The organism is Holophaga foetida DSM 6591, assembly GCF_000242615.2.
Lineage (GTDB): Bacteria > Acidobacteriota > Holophagae > Holophagales > Holophagaceae > Holophaga > Holophaga foetida.
Window position 1 is genome coordinate 1176757 of the sequence record NZ_KI912268.1, and the last position, 18340, is coordinate 1195096.

At 63.8% G+C, this 18340-nt stretch carries 13 protein-coding genes and 1 tRNA gene; 8 read left to right on the plus strand and 6 right to left on the minus strand.

The window, feature by feature from the left end; translation table 11 throughout:
- The first annotated feature begins 256 nt into the window (after window positions 1–256).
- The 4 genes from HOLFODRAFT_RS19505 to recR are packed head-to-tail and all read left to right on the plus strand — an operon-like array spanning window position 257 to window position 2637.
- Entirely contained in the window at window positions 257–1168 is a 912-nt protein-coding gene (locus tag HOLFODRAFT_RS19505) for a thiamine-phosphate kinase (protein ID WP_005034034.1), read from the plus strand.
- Window positions 1169–1172: 4 nt separating this feature from the next.
- Window positions 1173–1727: a DUF2062 domain-containing protein gene (locus tag HOLFODRAFT_RS0205060; protein WP_005034031.1), complete on the plus strand. Its 555-nt coding sequence runs from the start codon at window positions 1173–1175 to the stop codon at window positions 1725–1727.
- Window positions 1728–1736: 9 nt separating this feature from the next.
- Window positions 1737–2039, plus strand: coding sequence for a YbaB/EbfC family nucleoid-associated protein (locus HOLFODRAFT_RS0205065; RefSeq protein ID WP_005034029.1), 303 nt, complete (start codon window positions 1737–1739; stop codon window positions 2037–2039).
- Window position 2040: 1 nt separating this feature from the next.
- Complete coding sequence (gene recR, locus HOLFODRAFT_RS0205070; protein ID WP_005034026.1) at window positions 2041–2637, plus strand: recombination mediator RecR; 597 nt, start codon at window positions 2041–2043, stop codon at window positions 2635–2637.
- A 110-nt stretch (window positions 2638–2747) separates the two neighbouring features.
- On the opposite strand, the gene HOLFODRAFT_RS19510 is transcribed toward recR, so the two are convergent.
- Window positions 2748–5609: a caspase family protein gene (locus HOLFODRAFT_RS19510; protein WP_005034024.1), complete on the minus strand. Its 2862-nt coding sequence runs from the start codon at window positions 5607–5609 to the stop codon at window positions 2748–2750.
- A gap of 94 nt (window positions 5610–5703) precedes the next feature.
- On the opposite strand from HOLFODRAFT_RS19510, the gene HOLFODRAFT_RS25485 reads away from it, so the two are divergent.
- Together HOLFODRAFT_RS25485 and HOLFODRAFT_RS0205085 are read left to right on the plus strand one after the other, a co-directional pair.
- The gene (locus HOLFODRAFT_RS25485; protein ID WP_005034020.1) at window positions 5704–7236 is read left to right on the plus strand and encodes a DUF4384 domain-containing protein; all 1533 of its coding nucleotides are present in this window, start codon (window positions 5704–5706) and stop codon (window positions 7234–7236) included.
- A 34-nt stretch (window positions 7237–7270) separates the two neighbouring features.
- Window positions 7271–7346 (plus strand) — tRNA-Ala (locus HOLFODRAFT_RS0205085).
- 42 nt (window positions 7347–7388) lie between these two features.
- Here HOLFODRAFT_RS0205085 and HOLFODRAFT_RS0205090 read toward each other — a convergent pair.
- The 4 genes from HOLFODRAFT_RS0205090 to HOLFODRAFT_RS0205105 form a co-directional block, all read right to left on the minus strand.
- Entirely contained in the window at window positions 7389–10442 is a 3054-nt protein-coding gene (locus tag HOLFODRAFT_RS0205090) for an AAA family ATPase (RefSeq protein WP_005034018.1), read from the minus strand.
- Window positions 10439–11566 (minus strand): exonuclease SbcCD subunit D, encoded by a 1128-nt coding sequence (locus tag HOLFODRAFT_RS19520; protein WP_005034016.1) that lies wholly within the window; start codon window positions 11564–11566, stop codon window positions 10439–10441. The genes HOLFODRAFT_RS0205090 and HOLFODRAFT_RS19520 overlap by 4 nt, the downstream gene beginning before the upstream one ends.
- Before the next feature lie 81 nt (window positions 11567–11647).
- The gene (locus HOLFODRAFT_RS0205100; RefSeq protein WP_005034014.1) at window positions 11648–11851 is read right to left on the minus strand and encodes a hypothetical protein; all 204 of its coding nucleotides are present in this window, start codon (window positions 11849–11851) and stop codon (window positions 11648–11650) included.
- A 209-nt stretch (window positions 11852–12060) separates the two neighbouring features.
- On the minus strand, window positions 12061–13356 hold the full coding sequence (locus tag HOLFODRAFT_RS0205105) for a pentapeptide repeat-containing protein (RefSeq protein ID WP_005034012.1): 1296 nt from the start codon (window positions 13354–13356) through the stop codon (window positions 12061–12063).
- A 78-nt stretch (window positions 13357–13434) separates the two neighbouring features.
- Between HOLFODRAFT_RS0205105 and HOLFODRAFT_RS0205110 the strand changes: the two genes are divergently transcribed.
- Together HOLFODRAFT_RS0205110 and malQ are read left to right on the plus strand one after the other, a co-directional pair.
- A complete protein-coding gene (locus HOLFODRAFT_RS0205110) occupies window positions 13435–14937 on the plus strand; it encodes an ISNCY family transposase (protein ID WP_005034010.1) in 1503 nt (500 codons plus the stop codon).
- 172 nt (window positions 14938–15109) lie between these two features.
- Window positions 15110–16213 carry a 4-alpha-glucanotransferase gene (gene malQ, locus HOLFODRAFT_RS19525; protein ID WP_280113201.1) on the plus strand — a complete coding sequence of 368 codons (1104 nt, stop codon included), beginning with the start codon at window positions 15110–15112 and terminating at the stop codon, window positions 16211–16213.
- Window positions 16214–16242: 29 nt separating this feature from the next.
- On the opposite strand, the gene HOLFODRAFT_RS22670 is transcribed toward malQ, so the two are convergent.
- The gene (locus HOLFODRAFT_RS22670) at window positions 16243–18252 is read right to left on the minus strand and encodes a PAS domain S-box protein (RefSeq protein ID WP_052572472.1); all 2010 of its coding nucleotides are present in this window, start codon (window positions 18250–18252) and stop codon (window positions 16243–16245) included.
- Window positions 18253–18340: the final 88 nt, after the last annotated feature.

Genomic DNA, 18340 nt, shown 5'->3' on the forward strand with positions numbered 1-18340 from the left:
CGCAGAGAAAAGCAAAAAGAGAGGGCACAGAGAGCTTTGCGGGCAACGATGGCCCACACAGGCGCTCTGGCCTGCCCCGCGTAGCGGGGGCACACGGCAAAGCCGCGTGCGTTCTGGATGCGCCGAAACCCCGGTCAGCATCTTTTCATCCCCTCTATCCCATGCATCCCAGCTCAGGCTTTTCTGCTTTTCTCCGCGCCCTCTCCTTTCAACCTCTGCGCCCTCTGCGTTGACGCTTTCAATCCTTTAGGCCCCCATGCTCACCGAATCCGAAATCATCGCCTTCATCCAGGCCCACTTCCCCGGCGGGGAAACCCTGACGGACGACTGCGGGGCCCTACCCCCCGTGCCGGAGGGCGAGAAGCTCCTGGTGACCACGGACCTGATGGAGTCGGGCCAGCACTTCAGCCTGGACTGGCACCCCCCGGAACTCCTGGGGCGCAAGCTGCTGATGGTGAACCTCTCGGATCTGGACGCCAGCGGGGCGAGGCCCCTGGGCTTCACCCTGACCGTGGCGCTGGGGAGGGACATCCCCAAGGCCTGGCTCTTCCGCTTCCTGGAGGGGCTCTCCAGGGCCGCCAAGGAAACCGGCACACCCGTCATCGGGGGTGACACCGTGGGACGCGCATCGGGGCTGGGCCTGGGCATCAGCGCCTTCGGAGCGGCCAGGCACTGGCTTTGCCGGGATGGGATGCAGGCCGGGGACCTGATCTTCGTGGACCAGCCCCTGGGTGCCAGCCTCCGGGGACTGCGGAAACTCCAGGCAGGGCAGCGCTGGGACCCGGTGAATCCGGATCCGGATGTCCTGGCCCACCTCAACCCCTCGCCCAACCTGGGCCTGGGGCTTCGCTTGGCACAGATCCCCGAGATCCACGCCTGCATCGACCTCTCGGATGGACTCAGCAAGGACCTGCGGATGCTGGCGGAGACATCGAAGCTGAGCGTGATCCTGAACAAGGGCCTGGATCCGGATGCCATCCGGGGCGGGGAGGATTATGCCCGCTGCTTCGCCTCCAGCCTGCCCCAAATCCGACTGGAGGAGCTTCTGGGGCTTTCCCTCCAACCCGTCGGACAGGCGATCGCCCGGGGCGAGGCCCCTCTTCTCCACTATGATGGAGAGGCGCTGATCCCCCTGCCGGACCAGAGTTTCGACCATTTCCATCCGTGAGCCTATGACCGATATCCCAGTGGCCAGCCCCAAACCCAGCCTGTGGGCCCGTCTCAAGTCCCATATCCTGCACCCGGAGCTGAGCCCGAACGTGGTGGCCTGGAGCTTCGCCATCGGCTTCTCCATCGCCTGGAACCCTCTCCTGGGGCTCCACACCTGGATGGTCATCCTGCTCTGCCTCATCTTCCGCCGACTCCACCGCCCCCTGATGTTCATCGCGGCCTTCATCAACAACCCCTGGACCATGGTGCCCATGGCCACCGCGAGCGTTTTCCTCGGGAATGCCCTGCTGGGCCGCGGCTGGCATGTGAGCCTCCAGGGCATCCGATGGCATGAGATCGGCTGGCGCAGCTTCGTCACCCGGGAGGGCTTTCGGGCCACCTACCAGATGATCGAGCCCATCCTGGCCCCCTACCTCCTGGGGGGGGCAGTTCTCAGCCTGCTGGCCATTCCGGTAGGCTATTTCGTCATGCGGAAGTTCACGGAACGCCTCCGCAGGATGCACCTGCACATGCCCCACGTGCATCTTCACCACAAACACCCCGACAAGCAGGATTAAGGAGCCCCCATGGACATGCGTTTTCTCATGAAGCAGGCCCAGGCCATGCAGACCAAGCTTCAGGATGCCCAGCAGAACCTGCGGGCCGAAGGCACCGCTGGCGGAGCCATGGTCAAGGTGACCCTCAACGGTTCCAAGGAGCTCCAGGCCATCTCCATCGCCAAGGAAGCCATGGACCCCGAGGATCCCTCCATGCTGGAGGACCTGATCCTGGCGGCCTTCAAGGACGCCAGCGCCAAGGCTGACGAGGCCATGTCCAAGGTCACCGGCGGCATGGGTGGAGGCCTGAACCTGCCTGGCCTGAAGTTCTAGCATGCAACTCCCTGCCCCCCTGGAAGCCGTCGTGGAAGCCCTCCAGAAGCTGCCGGGCGTGGGAACCAAGAGCGCCCAGCGCATGGCCCTGCACCTGCTGAAGGAGGGCCCCCAGGCCATGGAACACTTGGGGGACCTCCTCCAGCAGGCCGCCCACAAGGTAGGCTTCTGCCAGGAGTGCGGTGCCTTCACGGATCGCCCCCTCTGTCTGGTCTGCACGGATACCCAGCGGGATCCCCGGACCCTGGTGGTGGTGGCGGAAGCCTCCAATGTCCTGAGCTTCGAACGCAGTGGCCACTTCCACGGACGCTACCACGTCCTGGGGGGCCTCATCAGCCCCCTCAAGGGCGTGGGGCCGGACCAGCTGCGGGTGCGGGAGCTGCTGAAACGCCTGGAGGACGGTCGGATCCAGGAAATCGTCCTGGCCACCAACCCCACCCTGGACGGCGAAGCCACCGCCACCTGGCTGGCCCGCATCCTGGAGCCCCTGGGCCTGCGCACCACCCGCATCGGCCTGGGCCTGCCCATCGGCAGCGACCTGGAGTACGCCGACGACCTGACCCTGGACCGGGCCATGGAAGGGCGACGGCTGGTGTAAAAAAACGAATTCCACCACCAATCCACCAAGGCTCGAAGAAAAGATCAAGAAAAAGGTCATTTCCTTTCTTTGCTTTTCCTTGGTGCCCTTCGTGTCTTGGTGGTGGAATTCTATCTTTTCTCCATCATCACGATCGGGAAATCCGGCACGGCGCTGGGTTTGACGGTCACGGGACTCTGGGTGCCCTTGGTGAGTTCCTTGACCCGCTCGCTCAGGTAGAGGTCGAGCATGTTGACGGTGACAGCCCCCTTGCGGGTGAAGTCCGCGCGCCCTTCGAGCCCCTCCAGCAGCGCCTTGGTGAAGGCGCCATTGCCCCAGGCCGGGCTCTCCTGGCTGGCCTGACGGCCGGTGCTGGCGGTGAAGACCACCACGCCGTTCTCGGCGCTGGCCAGTTCGCTGACGAAGCGGTTCACATCCCCGGCCCCCCGGAACTGGGCCTTCCCCAGCACATTGCCGCTGTGGCAGCTGTCCAGGAAGAAAAGCACCTTTCCCGGCACCTTGGAGAGGACGTCCTTCACCTCGCTGTCTGCCACCAGGGTGCGGCGCATCTTTTCCAGATCCGCCTGATGGGGAAGGAAGAAGAACTGTCCCTGGGGGTCGTTGACCCCATGTCCCGCCAGGAAGACCACCGCCACGTCCCTGGCCGTCGTGGCCCGCTGGATCCACTCCAGACCATCCAGGATGTTGTCCTTGGTGGCCTCCTCATCCGTCAGCACCCGGGTCTCCACCTCACGATACATCCGACCCTGCTGGGCCTTGAAGGAAGCGGCCACATCCCGGGCGTCCTTGGCGGGGTACTTCAGGTTCAGATCCTTCCGGGCGTAGCGCCCGACCCCCACCGTGAGGACATAGAGCTTGGGCTTGGCGGTGAAGGTGTCCTGGGCGGCCCTGGGCTCATCCCCGTCCCACACGAGGCGCACCGTGGCCGCCTCGCTGATGGCGCTCCCGCTGCGGGCGAAGACCGAGACCACGCAATCCTTCGAAGGCACCGTGACCGATAGGGTTGATACCCCGGCTTCCGTGGACTGGACCTGGATGCCCCGTTCGCCAGTCTGTCGGCCATCCACAGCCGCCCACACCTCATCGATGGGCAGCCCCCGGGGATGACGCACGCTGGCGCGCAGGGCCACGGAGGGGCTCTTCACCCGGGCACCGGTCTCGGGGCTCAGGATCCGTACCACGGGGGGCAGCATCTCCTCGATGGTGGCCGCCTGGGCCCGCATGCCCGCCTGGTCATTGGCCATCCTCAGGGCCTCGGCCTCGTCCAGGGTCTCCAGCACACGGTCGATGACATCGGGACGGTAGTAGGCATTCCGGAAGCGGCTGGCAGGGAAGAAGTCCGCCGCCTGCTCCTTGTCCCGATTCAGATGCCAGCCGATCAGATCCTCTGCACCCGGGGCAGCGTCGTAATAGCCCGATGGCGTCCATAATATCCATTTATGACTAATTGTATGAACATAGAGGGCCATAAGTTCCTGACCATCGGACATCCGATGCCATCGGAGCGTCCCATCCGCGTACCCCGCCATCCCGACGGCCCCATCGCCACTCACATTGACCGTCCATGCCAGCGCAGGGGCCGCCTTGCGCCACCTTTCCTGACCCGTGCGGTCGAAGGCATAGAGGGTCCACTCTGCCCCCAACAGGAAGCCCTGAGCGTCCGGCTGGAACGCCAAGGCCCGGGAGATCTCGTGGGACTGAATCCCCAGCGACTTCCCGTTCAGGGAGGGATCCAACCCGTTGAGCCAGTTCTTGATGTCCAGACCGGAGGCCGTGGTCTGGGCCCGCCGAAGAGCAGGAGAAGCCGTCTGGACCAATCGCCGCCCCGCCAGTTCGAATCGCCACGGGCTCCCGTTGGGATAGTCCAGCGTGAAGCCCACTACCCCCCCTTGCCGATCCAGGCTGAGCGCGCGATCCCGGAAATCGGCGGCGGCATTGATGTTGACCTGCGCCCGCCCATGCAGCGAGATGAACCCCCATCCATCCCAGGTGGCCGCCGCCAGGCGCCCGTCTGGCATTATCCGGAAGCTCAGGAACGAGTTGCGGAAGCTGGTGACCAGATCCCGATAGACTCCCCGCCCCTTCTGCCCCCAGATCCGCACAGGCATGAAGTAATCCGAAGTCGTCCAACGACCTCCCGCCACCAGTTCCTGGCCGTCCAGAGACCAGGCCACCCCCATGAGGTTGGTGTCCGTTCCAGCGCAATCGGGGTGATAGAGGAAGCTCAGATCGCTTCCGGAGTGGACCGACACCATGGCGGCGTCCTGAAAGCCCACAGCAAGGCGCTGCCCATCCGGCGAGAATCGCAGCATGAAGGGGTTCCCCCCCCCTGGCGTCTTGGCTTCGGCGAGCTTCCGCCCAGAGGGGTCGTAGAGTCTGAGCTTGCCATCGTAGCAAGTGGTGGCCAAGCGGCCGGAGGCATCGAAATCCAGCCCATAGGCAGGCTGACCGTAGCCCGTATCCCGGAAGGCTTCCTCTCCGGAGGGGATCTTAAGCACCCGGATCCCGTGGCCGCTATGGAGACAGAGCGCGAGGCGGGTGCCATCAGGGGAGAACCCGAGCTGGTTGATGACATTGGGCAAGCCCGACACCCGGCGCACCAGTTTCTCGGCGGCCCGATCGAAGACGTAAACGCTGGCACTGCCATCCCAGTCCCAGCCGGTCCATCCGGCCGCAGCCACATAGCGCCCATCGGGGCTGATGGCACAGGCGTACAGCTGTCCCTCGTTGCCCGATCCAATGGGGGGCCGCAGGGTCTGGGCCAGGCGCCGGGTCTGGAGATCCCATACCCGCACGGTCTTGTCGAGCCCCGCCGTCACGGCCCAGCGCCCCGCAGCATCGATCCCGATCTGCTTGACGGCGGACAGATGGGTGCCGATCTCCAGGCGGAGCAGGGGCACCGTCGGCGGTTCCGCCCCCCGGACCAGCAGGGAGAAGAAGAGCATTCCGCAGAGAAGGGCTTTCAGTCGCATGGGATCACCTGGGGAAAGCATCGTCGCCATAGGGGAGCAGGGCAAGACGAAGTGAGGGATGGATGCCTACAATGGGACATCCTCCGGAGGCCCCATGTCCTGGAAATGCTTGGTTCTTGTTCCGGCACTGATCGCCCCTGCCCTGTCGGCCCAAGCCCCGGCCTGGATCCAGTCGCCCTCGGCGCCCTTCCCGAGCCATACCTACCTCACAGGCTATGGGCTGTCCGAAGCCAGAGGCTCCGAGGCCCAGCGGATGAAGGAAGCCAAGGCCATGGCCCGCCAGGAACTGGCCTCCACCCTGCGGGTCAGGGTCCAGTCCGAGTTCACCAGTGCCACCGCCCATACGCGCACCGAGGGGACCCGCTACGTCCAGAACCTGGTCCAGACCCGCTCGGACCTCGATCTGGAAGGCCTGGACCGCTTCGAGACCTGGACCGATCCCCGCAGCGGCGCCATCCACGTGCTGGCGGTGATCGAGAGGACCCGGGCCGCCTCCCTGCTGGAAGAGCGCCTCCAGACCCAGGCCCGGGAGGCCCGAAGCGAGTTCCAGCGAATCAAGGCGCACCGCGACCTGGATGGACTCCTGAAGGTGCGCGGCCTCCTCAAGCGGACCCACGAGGACGCGGGCCTGCTGCGCGTCCTCGGCAAGAGCGCCATGCCCCTGGACCTCCCATCCCAGGGCGAGCTGGACAGCATGGCCCTGGAAGTCCTGAAGGCCCGCCCCGGTCTTGACGGGGCCTTGGACGCCGCCCTATACACCCTTGGGGCGGACCTCCCAGGCCGCCTGCGGGTGATGATCGATCGCATCGTCTACGGCCAGACACGCTTCTCCAGCACCTTCGGGGCCTACCTGGAGCAGCGCCTTGGAGAGCGCCTCCTCAAGTTCGACGGCATCCAGGTCCTGGATCGCGCCCTGGCTGCCAGGGAGGGTTCCCCCCTCCAGTCCCAGGCCCTTCTCCACGGCACCTACATCGAGATGGGCGACGAGGTCTCCCTGCTCCTGAAGGCCACCGCCATGGGAGGCGAGGAGCTGGCCAGCAGCCAGATCCGCCTTCCCAAGGCATGGATCCAGAAGGCCGGCCTGCGGCTCCTGCCGGAGAACCACCAGGAAGCCGCCCAGAGCCTGGCCATCCTGGATACCCAGGTCCGCCCCTCTGATCTGAAGATCAACCTGCAAGTGGACCGCGGCGACGGCGGCATCTACCGCCAGGGGGAGCTGCTCCACCTATTCCTTCGCAGCAACCGGGATTGTTACGTGCGGGTGGTCTACCAGCAGGTGGACGGCAGCAAGGTCCAGGTCTTCCCCAACCAGTACCACCCGGACTACCGGGTGAAGAAGGATGCCATCACACGCATCCCCGCCGAGGGCGACCTCTTCGAATTGCGGATCTCCGAACCCTTCGGCAGCGAGATCGTCAAGGTCTTCGCCAGCACGGAGCCCTTCGAACTGGCCCCGGCCGCCACCGCACAGGAAGGCCCCTTCGCCCGCCTGGACGCCAGCGTCCAGGCCATGACCACCCGATTCCGGGGCATCCAGGTCCAGAAGGCCAAGACCCTCAGCGCTGAAGCCTCCGCCGTGGTCAACACCGTGCCCACCGCGGCATCCCCGAAGCCACTTGCACGTTGACTGTCCGGGCGCCCGCGATAGACTGGAAGTTCACGGGGCGGTAGCTCAGCTGGGAGAGCGTCGCGTTCGCAATGCGAAGGTCGGGAGTTCGATCCTCCTCCGCTCCACCAAAACCTCCTGAGAAATCAGGAGGTTTTTTTTAACAGTCTCCTTCACGCCACCTCGACCTTCGATCCCGCCGGTCCCTTCTCCACCCGGATCTGGCTGGGGATGGTCTTCTTGAGGGATTCGACGTGGGAGATGACGCCCACCTGACGCCCCTCGCCGATCTCCTCCAGGACGGCGATGGCGCGGTCCAGGGAATCCCCGTCCAGGCTGCCGAAGCCTTCGTCGATGAAGAGGGCGTCCAGGCGGCGGCCCCCGGCACTGGCCTGGATGACATCGGATAGCCCCAGGGCCAGGGAGAGGGAGGCCAGGAACTTCTCGCCACCGCTGAGGGTCCCCACGCTCCGCTGGCCCCCTGCGTGGGAATCGTGGACATCGATCTCCAGGCCCGCCCTCTTCCGGGCGTCTGAAACGCCATCGTTGTGGACGAAGCGGTAGCGCCCCCCGGAGAGGACAGAGAGTCGGCGGCTCCCCTGCTCCAGGACCTGGGCCAGCCATCGGCCCAGGACGAAGCTGGAGAAGCTGAGCTTGGGGCGCCCCTCCTTCCCGGCCCCGTTCAGATCCTGGGACAGCTCCAGGAAGATGGCCCCGCGGGCCTTGAGCTCCTTCCATGCTTCCTGCAGCTCGGCCCAGCGACCGGCCGCTTTCCGGTGAGCCTCCAGGGAAGCCTGGGCCCCCTGCCGGGAGGCCTGAGCTGCGTCCCGTTCGCCACGAGCCGCCGTTTCGACCCGCTCCAGCTCCTCCAGATCCGGCGGTGTGAGGCCCTCCACTTCCTTCTCCAGGGAAGCGATGGCCCCTCGGGTCGCACTCAGGGCCTGATCGTAGTCCCCAAGCACCTTGGCAAGGGTCGCACGCTCCCGTTCCTCCAGGAGCGCCAGGCGGACCGCAGCCCTGTCGGGGAAGGCCGATGCCGCCAGGGCCGTCCTCAGAGCCTGCTCCAGGCCCTGGATGCGCTCCACCAGGGTCCCCAGATCCCTGGACTTCTGCGCCTGCTCCGCCTGTCTCAGCGCCAGGGCCTTTTCCCCTTCCCGAAGCTCGCTCTCCAGGGCGTCCAGCCGAGCCGCTTCTTCACGGATCCCGCAGGCCAGAGCCTGGGCCCGGGCCTCCAGATCGCCCAGGGCCTGGAGCGGATCCTCGGGGGAACCGGCCTCCAGGAAGATGCGCTGGCGCTCTCCGGATCGGAGGGCCAATGCCTGCTGGGTCTCCTGCCGCTTGGCCTGCAGGTTCTCCACCCTCTGGGCGACCTCCTGGAGACGGGTCTGAAGCTCGCCCCTGCCCCTCTGGGCCTCCTCCAGGGGCTTGAGCTGCCGGACAAGGGCCTTGTAGTCCTCCCGCAGGACCTGAAGACGCTCCAGCAGGGCCTCAGGAGACACGAATCCAGCCTCCTCCAGGCTCCGCGCCAGGGTCGAGGCGTCCGCTTCCCCCTGGCCCAGGCTGTGGGCGGCCACCCCGCCAAGGCGTTCGGTGTCCACGACCCGCTTGCGGCGGGCCTCCACCAGTTCGCGCCGGGCGTCAAGGAGTTCAGCCAGCCCATCGCCATGAAACAGGGCTGGGGCAGGATGTTCAAGGCTGCCACAGACGGGGCAAGGCTCCCCCGGAGCCAGAGAGCTCGCCAGGTCCGCGGCCCTGGCCTGGTCCCGGGCCACTTCCGAAGCCCGCAACTGGCCCTCGGCCTCCTGCAGTTCCAGGACCGCCCTCCGGGCCTCGCCCTGGGCTTCCTCCAGCTTCCGGCGCAGCCGGGGAAGCTCCTCGGCCCGCATTTCCCCCAGCCGCCGGGCATCCTTCTCCAGGAGCGAAAGGGGCTCGGCCTCGGTCCGCAAGCTGTCCCTCCGGACCTGCAGTTCCCGGATGACCTCGGCCGCCTGTTCAAGCCCCTTCTGCTCCTCCAGAAGAAGCTGGTGCTCCGCCTGCACCCTCTTGTGATCCTCCCCTGCGGCCTGGAGGGCCTGTTCCAGGCCAGCCAGGCCGCGATTCGCGGCTGCGAGTTCCATCAGCCCCTGTTTTCGACGCTCCAGGGCTCGCCCCTCCTCCCGGCGTGCCTCCAGGGCCTCCCGCGCGTCCCCAAGCCCCGCACAAGCCTCCCGGGCCCTCGCAAGACGGGCATCCGCCTCCTCCACCTCTCCCTGGAGTTCCCGCAGGGCCTTCTCCAGCCTCTCCCGGTCCCCCTCGGCCCCTTCGGTCTGGTCCAGGACCGAACGGACCTGGAGGCCCCGCTGGTGATCGGCCAGGCGCACCCGGTCGAGTTCCCGGGCCGCTCCCTGGGCCTCCAGGGAGGCTTCCCGAGCGCGTTGCACCTCCAGGTTCTGGAACTGCCCCTGGCGCAGGCGACCTTCCGTCAGGGCCTGGAAGGCCGACTGGTGGGCGATGTCCGCCCCTCTGGACCGTTCCGAGGCGTCGGCCAGGCCTGCCTCCAGTCCAGCCAGGCGCTCTGCGGACTCGTCGGGATCAAAGTCCCGGCGAACCTCGTTCTGGCGCTCCACCAGAGCCTTTTCCTCCTCCTCCAGCCCCTTGGCCCGCACCTGGGCCAGGGCCGCCAGGGCCTCATGGTCCTCCACCGGAAAGAGCTGTTTGAGAAGCTCCTCACGCTTGGCGCTTTCCATCTCCAGGAACTGCTGGAACTGCCCCTGGGGCAGGACCACGAGCTTGGAGAACTCGGCGTGGCTGAAGCCCACGGCGGCCTGGAGGGCATCGTTGATGTCTCCCGCCTTGCCCTCCGCCAACTTTTCCCATTCGCCCCCTGTCCGGGGCCGCCGGAAGGCCGCCAGGCGGGTGCTGGGTTTCTTGAAGCCGCCGCCCCGCTCCTTCTTCTCCACCCAATAGGGCGACCGGGTCACCTGGAACTGCTCCGTCAGGGTTTCGAAGGTGAAGCTGACCACGCAGCTTCCGGTCTCGTCGGCAAACTGGGACCGCAGCGTGGTCTCGCTGCGGGTGCCCAGGGGCTTGCCGTAGAGGCCGTAGCTGATGGCATCGAAGAGGGAGGTCTTGCCAGCCCCGGTATCGCCCGCGATGAGGAAGAGGCGGTCCAGATGGGCGAAGTCGATGGTGAGTTCGGGACCGGCGTAGGGGCCGAAGTTCTGGAGGCTCAGGGTCAGGGGCTTCATCGGGTGCGCTCCAGTTCGGCCCTCAGCTCGCTGAAGGCGGCCACCAGAGGACCGGGGGGATCGCCGTCCCGGAGGCGGCGTTCGAAGGCCTGGAACTCCTCCCCGATATCGGGTTTCCGGAGGGCAGGAAGGGGCGCCAGGGCCTGGGACTGCGGAGCGACGTATTCCTGGAAGTCCAACAGGAGGGGGAAGCGGCTGCGCAGGCGGGCCACGGGCTGGGTGATGCCAGCGGGCCCGGTGAGGGTCACCCGCACGTAGGCCTCGCCAAGCCCTGCAAAGCGCTCGTCCTCCATCAGCTCCTCCAGGCTGCCCTTCAGGTTCAGCATGGTCCGGAAAGGCCTCACGGGAACCAGCTCCAGTTCGGGGTCAACACCCTTGGTCAGGGTGATGGCGGCCATGGACTTGGCCTGGCCCGCCTCGGAGAAGCTGTACGCGAGGGGTGTGCCGCTGTAGCGGATCCGGGGTCCCAGCCCCTGGGGCCGATGGAGATGACCCAGGGCCACGTAGTCGAAACCCTCGAAGAGCTGGGTCTCCACCTGGACCGCCGTGCCCACCAGGGTCCGCTCCGAGTCGGAGACCTCGCCCCCCACAGCGAAGCAGTGGGCCACCAGGATATTGATCCGCTGGGGATCCATGCGCAGCCGGATCCGGGCCACGGCCTCTGCCAGGGCCTCCCGCTGGGTCTGAATCATCACCCGCCCGTTCTCGCCACCGACCGCCAGGCTGCCGGACCAGAGGAAGGGCACCAGCCAGACATCGGCCCCAGGGAGCCGCACGGGCTCGTCCACACGCTCCCCGCCTCCCCGGATATGGATACCACCGGCCTCCAGGAGACGGGAGGCCAGGGCCACTCGGGCCGCGCTGTCATGGTTGCCAGCGATGACCAGCAGCGCCGTTTCGGGGCAGGCCGCCCTGAAACCCTCCAGAAAGCCGTTCCAGAGCCCCACCGCCTCCTCGGAGGGGATGCTCCGGTCGAAGACATCGCCCGCCACCACCAGGGCCTCATAGGGGCATTCCCGAAGGTGTTCCAGCAGGCTTCCCAGGAAGGACTCCTGGTCCCGCAGGAGGCTGTGCTCGTGCAGGACCCGCCCCAGATGCCAGTCAGACGTGTGAAGGATGCGCATAGTCCAGGTATACCCTGGAATGGACGTCAGGAGATGTCCAGCTCCACCCTTTCAGAACCGAGGTGCCAACGGATCTCAGTGCTATACGGTCACATCGAGAAGATTGTCCGACTTGGCCTGGACCGTTTCCTTGGTGTCGGCCTTGGTATCAGCCTTGGGATGGGTGCGGTCGTACTGCTGAATCTCCATCTCCGTAACCTTGCCGTCACGGTTCAGATCCCTTGGATCGGAAACCAATGCACTGGTGCTGCTACTGGTGGCACTGCCAACGCTTCCCACTGCCATGGCGCCCTCCTTGGCGAATTGTTCCGGGTTGATTATCGGCAGGCCTCCGGGCAGAGAAAACGCTTTGTGGCGAATCAGCCCCAATACCCGCCAGACGGACAAATACACAGGCCGAATGCAGCATTCAGCCCGACGGAATGAAAGTCGCGAGTGCCCCCCACGGCGCACGGGCCTGCCCGCCCATGCCATCGCAACCATTCTCCCCTCGCTCAATCCTGAAGGATCTTCCTCGCATAGGCCAGAAGGAAAAGAGGCATGAGAACGGTTCCGATCAGCGCTTCGGAACAGAGCAGCACCTTTGGCCATACCCCTTCGAGGTCCGGCACATTTCCGAACCCAAGCGTCGTAAATGCTATAATGGAGTAATAAATTCCATATCCAATACTCGCAGCAAGACCATATAGGGAGTTGAGCTTGAAATACAGAGCAAAGCCAGTACCCCAGAGAGCGATAACCACAAGGACAGTCAATAATGGCCTTCGCCATTTCAGACCGTAACCGAACATCAAGTCCTTGAAAAACCACTCAAAAAACTGTTTTGCCAAGCTTTGGTGAAGCAGATGCCTCTTGCAAACCATTTCCAAATACTGGTAGTTGTCCGCTTCCAGGAAAAAACCATTGCTTCTCAACAGAAGGCGAATCTGGGAATTGACCTGCGCCGCCCGCAGCCATGCAGGGAAGAGATCCACGATGTACCAATCGTCGCCTTCGCCCTTGCGCTTCGAGGAAGAAGGTTTGCTGTTCCGGGCTTCCTCCAGTTCTCCAGGTCGCCCGAAGCAGGTGAGGTGGTTGATCTTCATGTCCGCGATATCAGCCCTTGCGAGAAGAGCCCGGTCAAAGATCGCGGCAAAGCATGTGGTTTCATGGAAGGACGCGTTGCGAAGGACGGCCTGATCAAAGCGAACCATCGTGCAGTCAGCGTTATCGAGAATCAAGTGATCACAGACCGCTCTGCTGAAGACAGCGAAATGGCACTCAGCCCCTGAAAAGTCGCCCCCCTCGCAGGTCGCATCCTCGAAGTTGGTCTCAAAACACCGCGAGAAAGCAAAGCAGGCCTGGGATATATCAGCCCCTTCAAAATGCATGTTCTCAAGGAATGCTCCCCTGAATGTGGCAAACCGGAGCGAAGCTCCCCTCAAGTCGCGGGAATCGCGGATCTGATAGCGGGAGGCCTCCATGGGACAGACTTCCGGCAATCCGAACTTCCCAAGGTCATCTAGCATCTTTGAGATCACCGCTTCAGCTTGGCTGTTCCAGATTTCACGGGCGCGCTTTCGAAGGCCATCACTGCCGCCCCCTCCAGGATCGGAAACCGGGCATTCCATCAGCTTCCGCCTGATCTCCGCCATCCGGAGAGTGAGCAGCTCTTGGAAGGTGGCGGCCCCATCGATTTCAACGGGCTTCCCATTGTCGGGGGAAAGCAGGGGGTACTGCCAGCGTTCCCGGAGAAGAGAGATTTGTTCTTTCAGGTATTGCGCGACGACAATTACCCCTGTGCATCGCATTGCCTCGCCTAAAAGACTACCGGACCCTGCCTGTTGCCTCACGTAATCTGCTACCGCACATAGCGGCAGGAGGTTCCGATGAAGGGGCAAGTGAGCAAGGCGGTTCGTGGGGAATTGATCCAGGCGATCCGAGAGCGGTACCAGCTGGGCACGCGGTCTGAAAAGCGCCGGATCCTGGATGAGTTTCTCGCCCTCACGGGGTATCACCGTAAGCACGCAATTCGCTTACTGACGGATGCGCATCCTGTGCGCGAGGGGGTCTATCCACCACGTGAGCGGGTGTACGGAAAGGCCGTTCGAGAGGCACTCATCGTTCTGTGGGAAGCTTCGGACCGTGTTTGTGGCAAGCGGCTCAAGGCTCTGGTGCCACTTCTCATCAATGCCTTAGAACGCCATGGCCACCTCTACCTCGATCCAGAGGTCCGTTGCCGGGTGCTTGCCGCGAGTCCTGCAACCATCGACCGGATTTTGGCCCCGACCCGCGCTGCGATCGGAGGCAAGCTGCGCAGGCGTCCTTCTACACCCGCGATCCGGCGGAACGTCCCGGTGCGAACCTTTGCTGACTGGAAGGAACCCAAGCCCGGATTTATGGAGGCTGACCTCGTTGCTCACAGCGGGGTGAGCATGGCCGGGAGTTTCGTTCACACCCTCGTGCTTACCGATGTCGCCTCAGGCTGGACGGAGTGTGTTCCGCTCGTGGTCCGTAGCGCGACCTTGGTCGTGGAAGCAGTGGCGAGGTTACGAGAGGTGCTGCCCTTCGAACTTCTGGGCATGGATGTGGACAATGGCACCGAATTCCTGAATGAGTGTCTCTTTACCTACTGCAATGAGAACACCATCGAGTTCACGCGGTCGCGTCCTTACCATAAGAACGACCAAGCCTGGGTGGAGCAAAAGAACGGCGCCATCGTCAGGAAAATCGTCGGTTATGGTCGGATCGAAGGGCTCAAGGCCGCGAAGGCGCTCATGCGGCTCTATGCTGCATCCCGGCTGTTCGTGAACTTCTTTCAGCCTTCCTTCAAGCTGGCTTCAAAGACGCGGATCGGAGCGCGTGTCACGAAGCGTTACCACGCGCCCGCGACACCTTGTGCCCGCTTGATGTCATCGGAATCTATCCCAGACCAGATGAAAGAACGCCTGAAGGCCACTGAAGTCGCACTCGACCCGCTCCGCTTACTGGAGGAGATCCGCACCATGCAGGAACACCTCGCCCAGCTTGTGGCGGGTGAGGCCCTCCAGGTTCCTCCCCACCAGATTGCGGACCTGGACCAGTTTCTGAATGGCCTCTCCACCGCATGGCAGTCAGGTGAGGTCAGGCCCACCCATCGTCCCCCGGAAAAGCCCGCACGGACTTGGAGGACGAGGGAAGACCCATTCGAGAAAGACTGGTTAACTATCTCGGAGTGGCTGGAAACGGAACCGGACCGCACCGCCAAAGAATTACTCCAACGCCTCCAGATCGAATCCCCCACGAACTACACGGCTGGGCAACTCCGAACACTTCAACGAAGGGTGAAAGCATGGCGCGATGCAGAGGCAAGGCGGCTAGTATTTGCCGGAAATGCCTATGTCACGCCGTGACCAACTAGACATGGTGGACGACACCTACTGCTTGCCGCGCCCGGTAGGGGCAGCTTCGGTCGGCCTACGGCCTCCCTCCGCTGCCCCTACCGGATGGAATCCATCCAGGTAGCAACTATCATGAGGCACTTGGGTAACACTCGTTCGTGAGGCAACACGACGCACATTCCTAATTGACGCCGCCCAGGCAGAGGCTACTTGGCTGGATGATTTTGCGCTCTTCATGGCACTGAAGGATGCGCATGAGGGTAGCTGTTGGCTGACATGGGATCCGGAATTCCGGGAGGGTCATCAAGCCTCGCTCGTTCGTGCACGGGAGCAGCTCGCCGATGAGATCGAGCAGCATCGGTTTCGCCAGTTCCTCTTCTTCCGCCAGTGGCATGCGCTCAGGGCCTACGCGCATTCGCAGGGTGTGAAGCTCATCGGGGATGTCCCGATCTTCATCGCCCTCGATTCGGCAGATGCCTGGAGCCATCCGGACTACTTCCAGCTCGACAGACATCACCACCCCAGGGCGGTGGCCGGTGTACCGCCGGACTACTTCAGCGTCACCGGCCAGTTGTGGGGAAATCCGCTCTACAACTGGAACCGACTGCAGCAGACCGGTTATGCCTGGTGGGTGGACCGGATGCGTGCAGCCATGAAAATGGTCGATCTGGTGCGAGTCGATCATTTCCGGGGCTTCGAAGCCAACTGGTCAGTCCCGGCCGGGAGCCAGACAGCGAAAGACGGCCAGTGGATCAAGGGTCCGGGCGCCAAGCTGTTCGAGGCCATGGGCCAGCGACTGGGCCCTCTGCCCATCCTCGCGGAAGACCTGGGCAGCATCACGCCAGAGGTGTATGAACTGATGGAGAGGTATCAGTTTCCCGGCATGCGAGTGCTCCAGTTCGCCTTCTCGGATGCTCAGGAAGGGCGCTTCCTGCCGCACCATTACGTGCGGAATACCGTGGTCTACACCGGCACGCACGATAACGACACGACCCGAGGTTGGTACGCCTCGACCACCGCGATGGAGCGCGCCCTCCTTCAACGCTACCTCGGCCAAGCCTGCGATGAGAAGAGCGCCAGCTGGATGCTGATGCGCTTGGCCTGGGCTTCCGTCGCGAATCTGGCCGTGGCCCCCCTCCAGGACATTTTGAATCTGGGATCGGAGGCGCGCATGAATTTCCCGGGCCGATCTGCAGGCTGGTGGCGCTGGCGCTACCAGAAGAACCAATTGACCAGCGCCTTGCTGGATCGGCTGGGAGAGATGACTGAGACCTTCCAGCGCAATTGAAGGGTCGGAGACATCCACGCAGGCAGATTTCACATGGGGAGGCTGATGGTGAAGGTCGTCCCCCTCCCCAGCTCGGATTCCAGGTCGAGACGGCCATGGTGCTTGTCCACGATCACGCCGCGGGCAATGGCCAAGCCCTGCCCCGTCCCCTTCCCAATGGGCTTGGTGGTGAAAAAGGGCTCGAAGATGCGCTGCCGGATGGCCTCGGGAATGCCTGTCCCATTGTCTTCGACGCGGATCACCGCCTCGTTGCCGATGTGGCACGTTGAGACCCTGATCCGCCCCTTGAGTTCCGAATTCCCATGATCCTTGGCTTCCTGGATGGCATGGGCGGCATTGATCACCAGGTTGAGGATCACTTGGTTGAATTCACTAGGGAAGCAGGGCACAAGCGGAAGGTCCGGGTCGTATTCCGTCTCCAGGTCGGCGAAGTATTTCCACTCATTGCGACTGATGATCAGCGTGCTTTCAATGGAGTGGTTCAAATCCACGGGCATCTTGGATTCCGAGCCGGGATGGCTGAAGTCCTTCATCGCCCCGACGATGCGTGCAACCCTGGAAATCCCATCCAGCATCTGGTCAATGGCCCTGGGGATCTCCGTGACGCAATAGTCCAGATCCAGCCCCCGGGAAAGCTCTCTCAAGGTAGGGATCAGATCAGGGGTCGCCTCCGAACCTTCCTTCAGCAAGCGGCCCTGCTCCTGGATGAGTGGCAGAATGTCCCTGAAGGCATCCCGCAGGAAGATCGTGTTGTCTCCAATGAACTGCGTGGGTGTGTTGATCTCATGGGCAATGCCGGCCGCGAGCTGGCCGATGGCTTCCAGCTTCTGGGCCTGCCGGAGCTGGATCTCCAGGCGGGCCTTCTCCATCTCGCTGCGCTTGCGATCCGTGATATCCAGCATTGTGCCGACGAGGCCCGCCACCCGGCCTTCGATATCGAAGAAGGGGGCTTTCGACTCGATGGAGGCTCCGGGGCCCCCATCGGCACAGATCGATTCCTCTTCGTAGGTCAGGCTCTTGCCCTCTCTCAGAACCGCCAGATCAGTCACCTCACGTTCGGAGTTCACCAGGGAGGGGGCGCACTCCCCGAGCGTCCTGCCGATCAGCTCGGCCTTGGGAAGGCCGATGTAGTCCAGGAGTGCCTGGTTGCATCCCAGGAAGCGCAGATTGGCGTCCTTGTAATAGATGGGATGCGGGATGGTCTCGATGACGGTCTGCAGGAAATGGAGTTGCTCTAGCCGTTCCTTCTCCATGACCTTGCGCTGGGTGATGTCCCGCATGACAGCGACCGCATGCCAGCGCCCTCCCAGCATCACCGTAGACAGAGAGATTTCAAGGAGGATCGCCCTTCCGGTCTTGGCCCGTCCAGTGAGTTCGAGGGTCCTGCCGTAGGTGTGCTCCTGCCCCAGGAACATGGCGCCCTGGAATAGGCGTTCGAACTCGCCCCGGCACTCCTCGGCGAACACAAGCCTGAATAGATCCCGCCCCAGGGCGTTAGGGGACGGGTGCCCGAACATGCGCTCTGCCATCGGATTCCAGTACGTGATCCAGAAGTGATTGTCCGTCATAAGGATGGCATCGGAGGCGGCCTCCCCCACCGCCGCCAGCTTCTCATGCATCTCCCGAAGGGAAGCCTCGGTCTCACGGCGCTTCCTGCGGCTTTCGGCCTCCCGCAGTTCACGATCGATGGCCGGCAGCAACCGGGTGAGGTTGCCCTTGGCGATGAAATCGTGGGCTCCGGCCTTGAGGGCGGCCACCGCAACATCTTCCCCGATGGTTCCGGACACCAGGATGAAGGGAATGTCGATGCCAGTCCCCTTGAGAAGCTCCAAGGCGTCCATCCCATTGAAGCGAGGCAGGGAGTAATCAGAGATGACCAGATCCCAGAGGGCGTTCGAAAGGGCCTTGGACATGGCTTCCGGGGTATCCACGCGATGGCAGGAAACCCGTAGTCCAGCCCCTTCCAGATGCGCGAGAAGCAGTTCTGCATCCTCTGGAGCGTCTTCCACCAGGAGGATGCTGAGCGCTTGATTGGACAATTCCGAAGTCATAGCTATAGGCCTGAGCGCTCGCACGGAGGGTGGACTGGACAGGGTGATGGAACAGCTCACCCGCTTGATTCGGCAA

Excerpts from the sequence above, each read along its gene's own strand:
- HOLFODRAFT_RS19505 (WP_005034034.1), top strand. The coding sequence starts at position 257 with ATGCTCACCGAATCCGAAATCATCGCCTTCATCCAGGCCCACTTCCCC.
- HOLFODRAFT_RS0205060 (WP_005034031.1), top strand. The coding sequence starts at position 1,173 with ATGACCGATATCCCAGTGGCCAGCCCCAAACCCAGCCTGTGGGCCCGT.
- HOLFODRAFT_RS0205065 (WP_005034029.1), top strand. The coding sequence starts at position 1,737 with ATGGACATGCGTTTTCTCATGAAGCAGGCCCAGGCCATGCAGACCAAG.
- recR (WP_005034026.1), top strand. The coding sequence starts at position 2,041 with ATGCAACTCCCTGCCCCCCTGGAAGCCGTCGTGGAAGCCCTCCAGAAG.
- HOLFODRAFT_RS19510 (WP_005034024.1), bottom strand. The coding sequence starts at position 5,609 with ATGCGACTGAAAGCCCTTCTCTGCGGAATGCTCTTCTTCTCCCTGCTG.
- HOLFODRAFT_RS25485 (WP_005034020.1), top strand. The coding sequence starts at position 5,704 with ATGTCCTGGAAATGCTTGGTTCTTGTTCCGGCACTGATCGCCCCTGCC.
- HOLFODRAFT_RS0205090 (WP_005034018.1), bottom strand. The coding sequence starts at position 10,442 with ATGAAGCCCCTGACCCTGAGCCTCCAGAACTTCGGCCCCTACGCCGGT.
- HOLFODRAFT_RS19520 (WP_005034016.1), bottom strand. The coding sequence starts at position 11,566 with ATGCGCATCCTTCACACGTCTGACTGGCATCTGGGGCGGGTCCTGCAC.
- HOLFODRAFT_RS0205100 (WP_005034014.1), bottom strand. The coding sequence starts at position 11,851 with ATGGCAGTGGGAAGCGTTGGCAGTGCCACCAGTAGCAGCACCAGTGCA.
- HOLFODRAFT_RS0205105 (WP_005034012.1), bottom strand. The coding sequence starts at position 13,356 with ATGCGATGCACAGGGGTAATTGTCGTCGCGCAATACCTGAAAGAACAA.
- HOLFODRAFT_RS0205110 (WP_005034010.1), top strand. The coding sequence starts at position 13,435 with ATGAAGGGGCAAGTGAGCAAGGCGGTTCGTGGGGAATTGATCCAGGCG.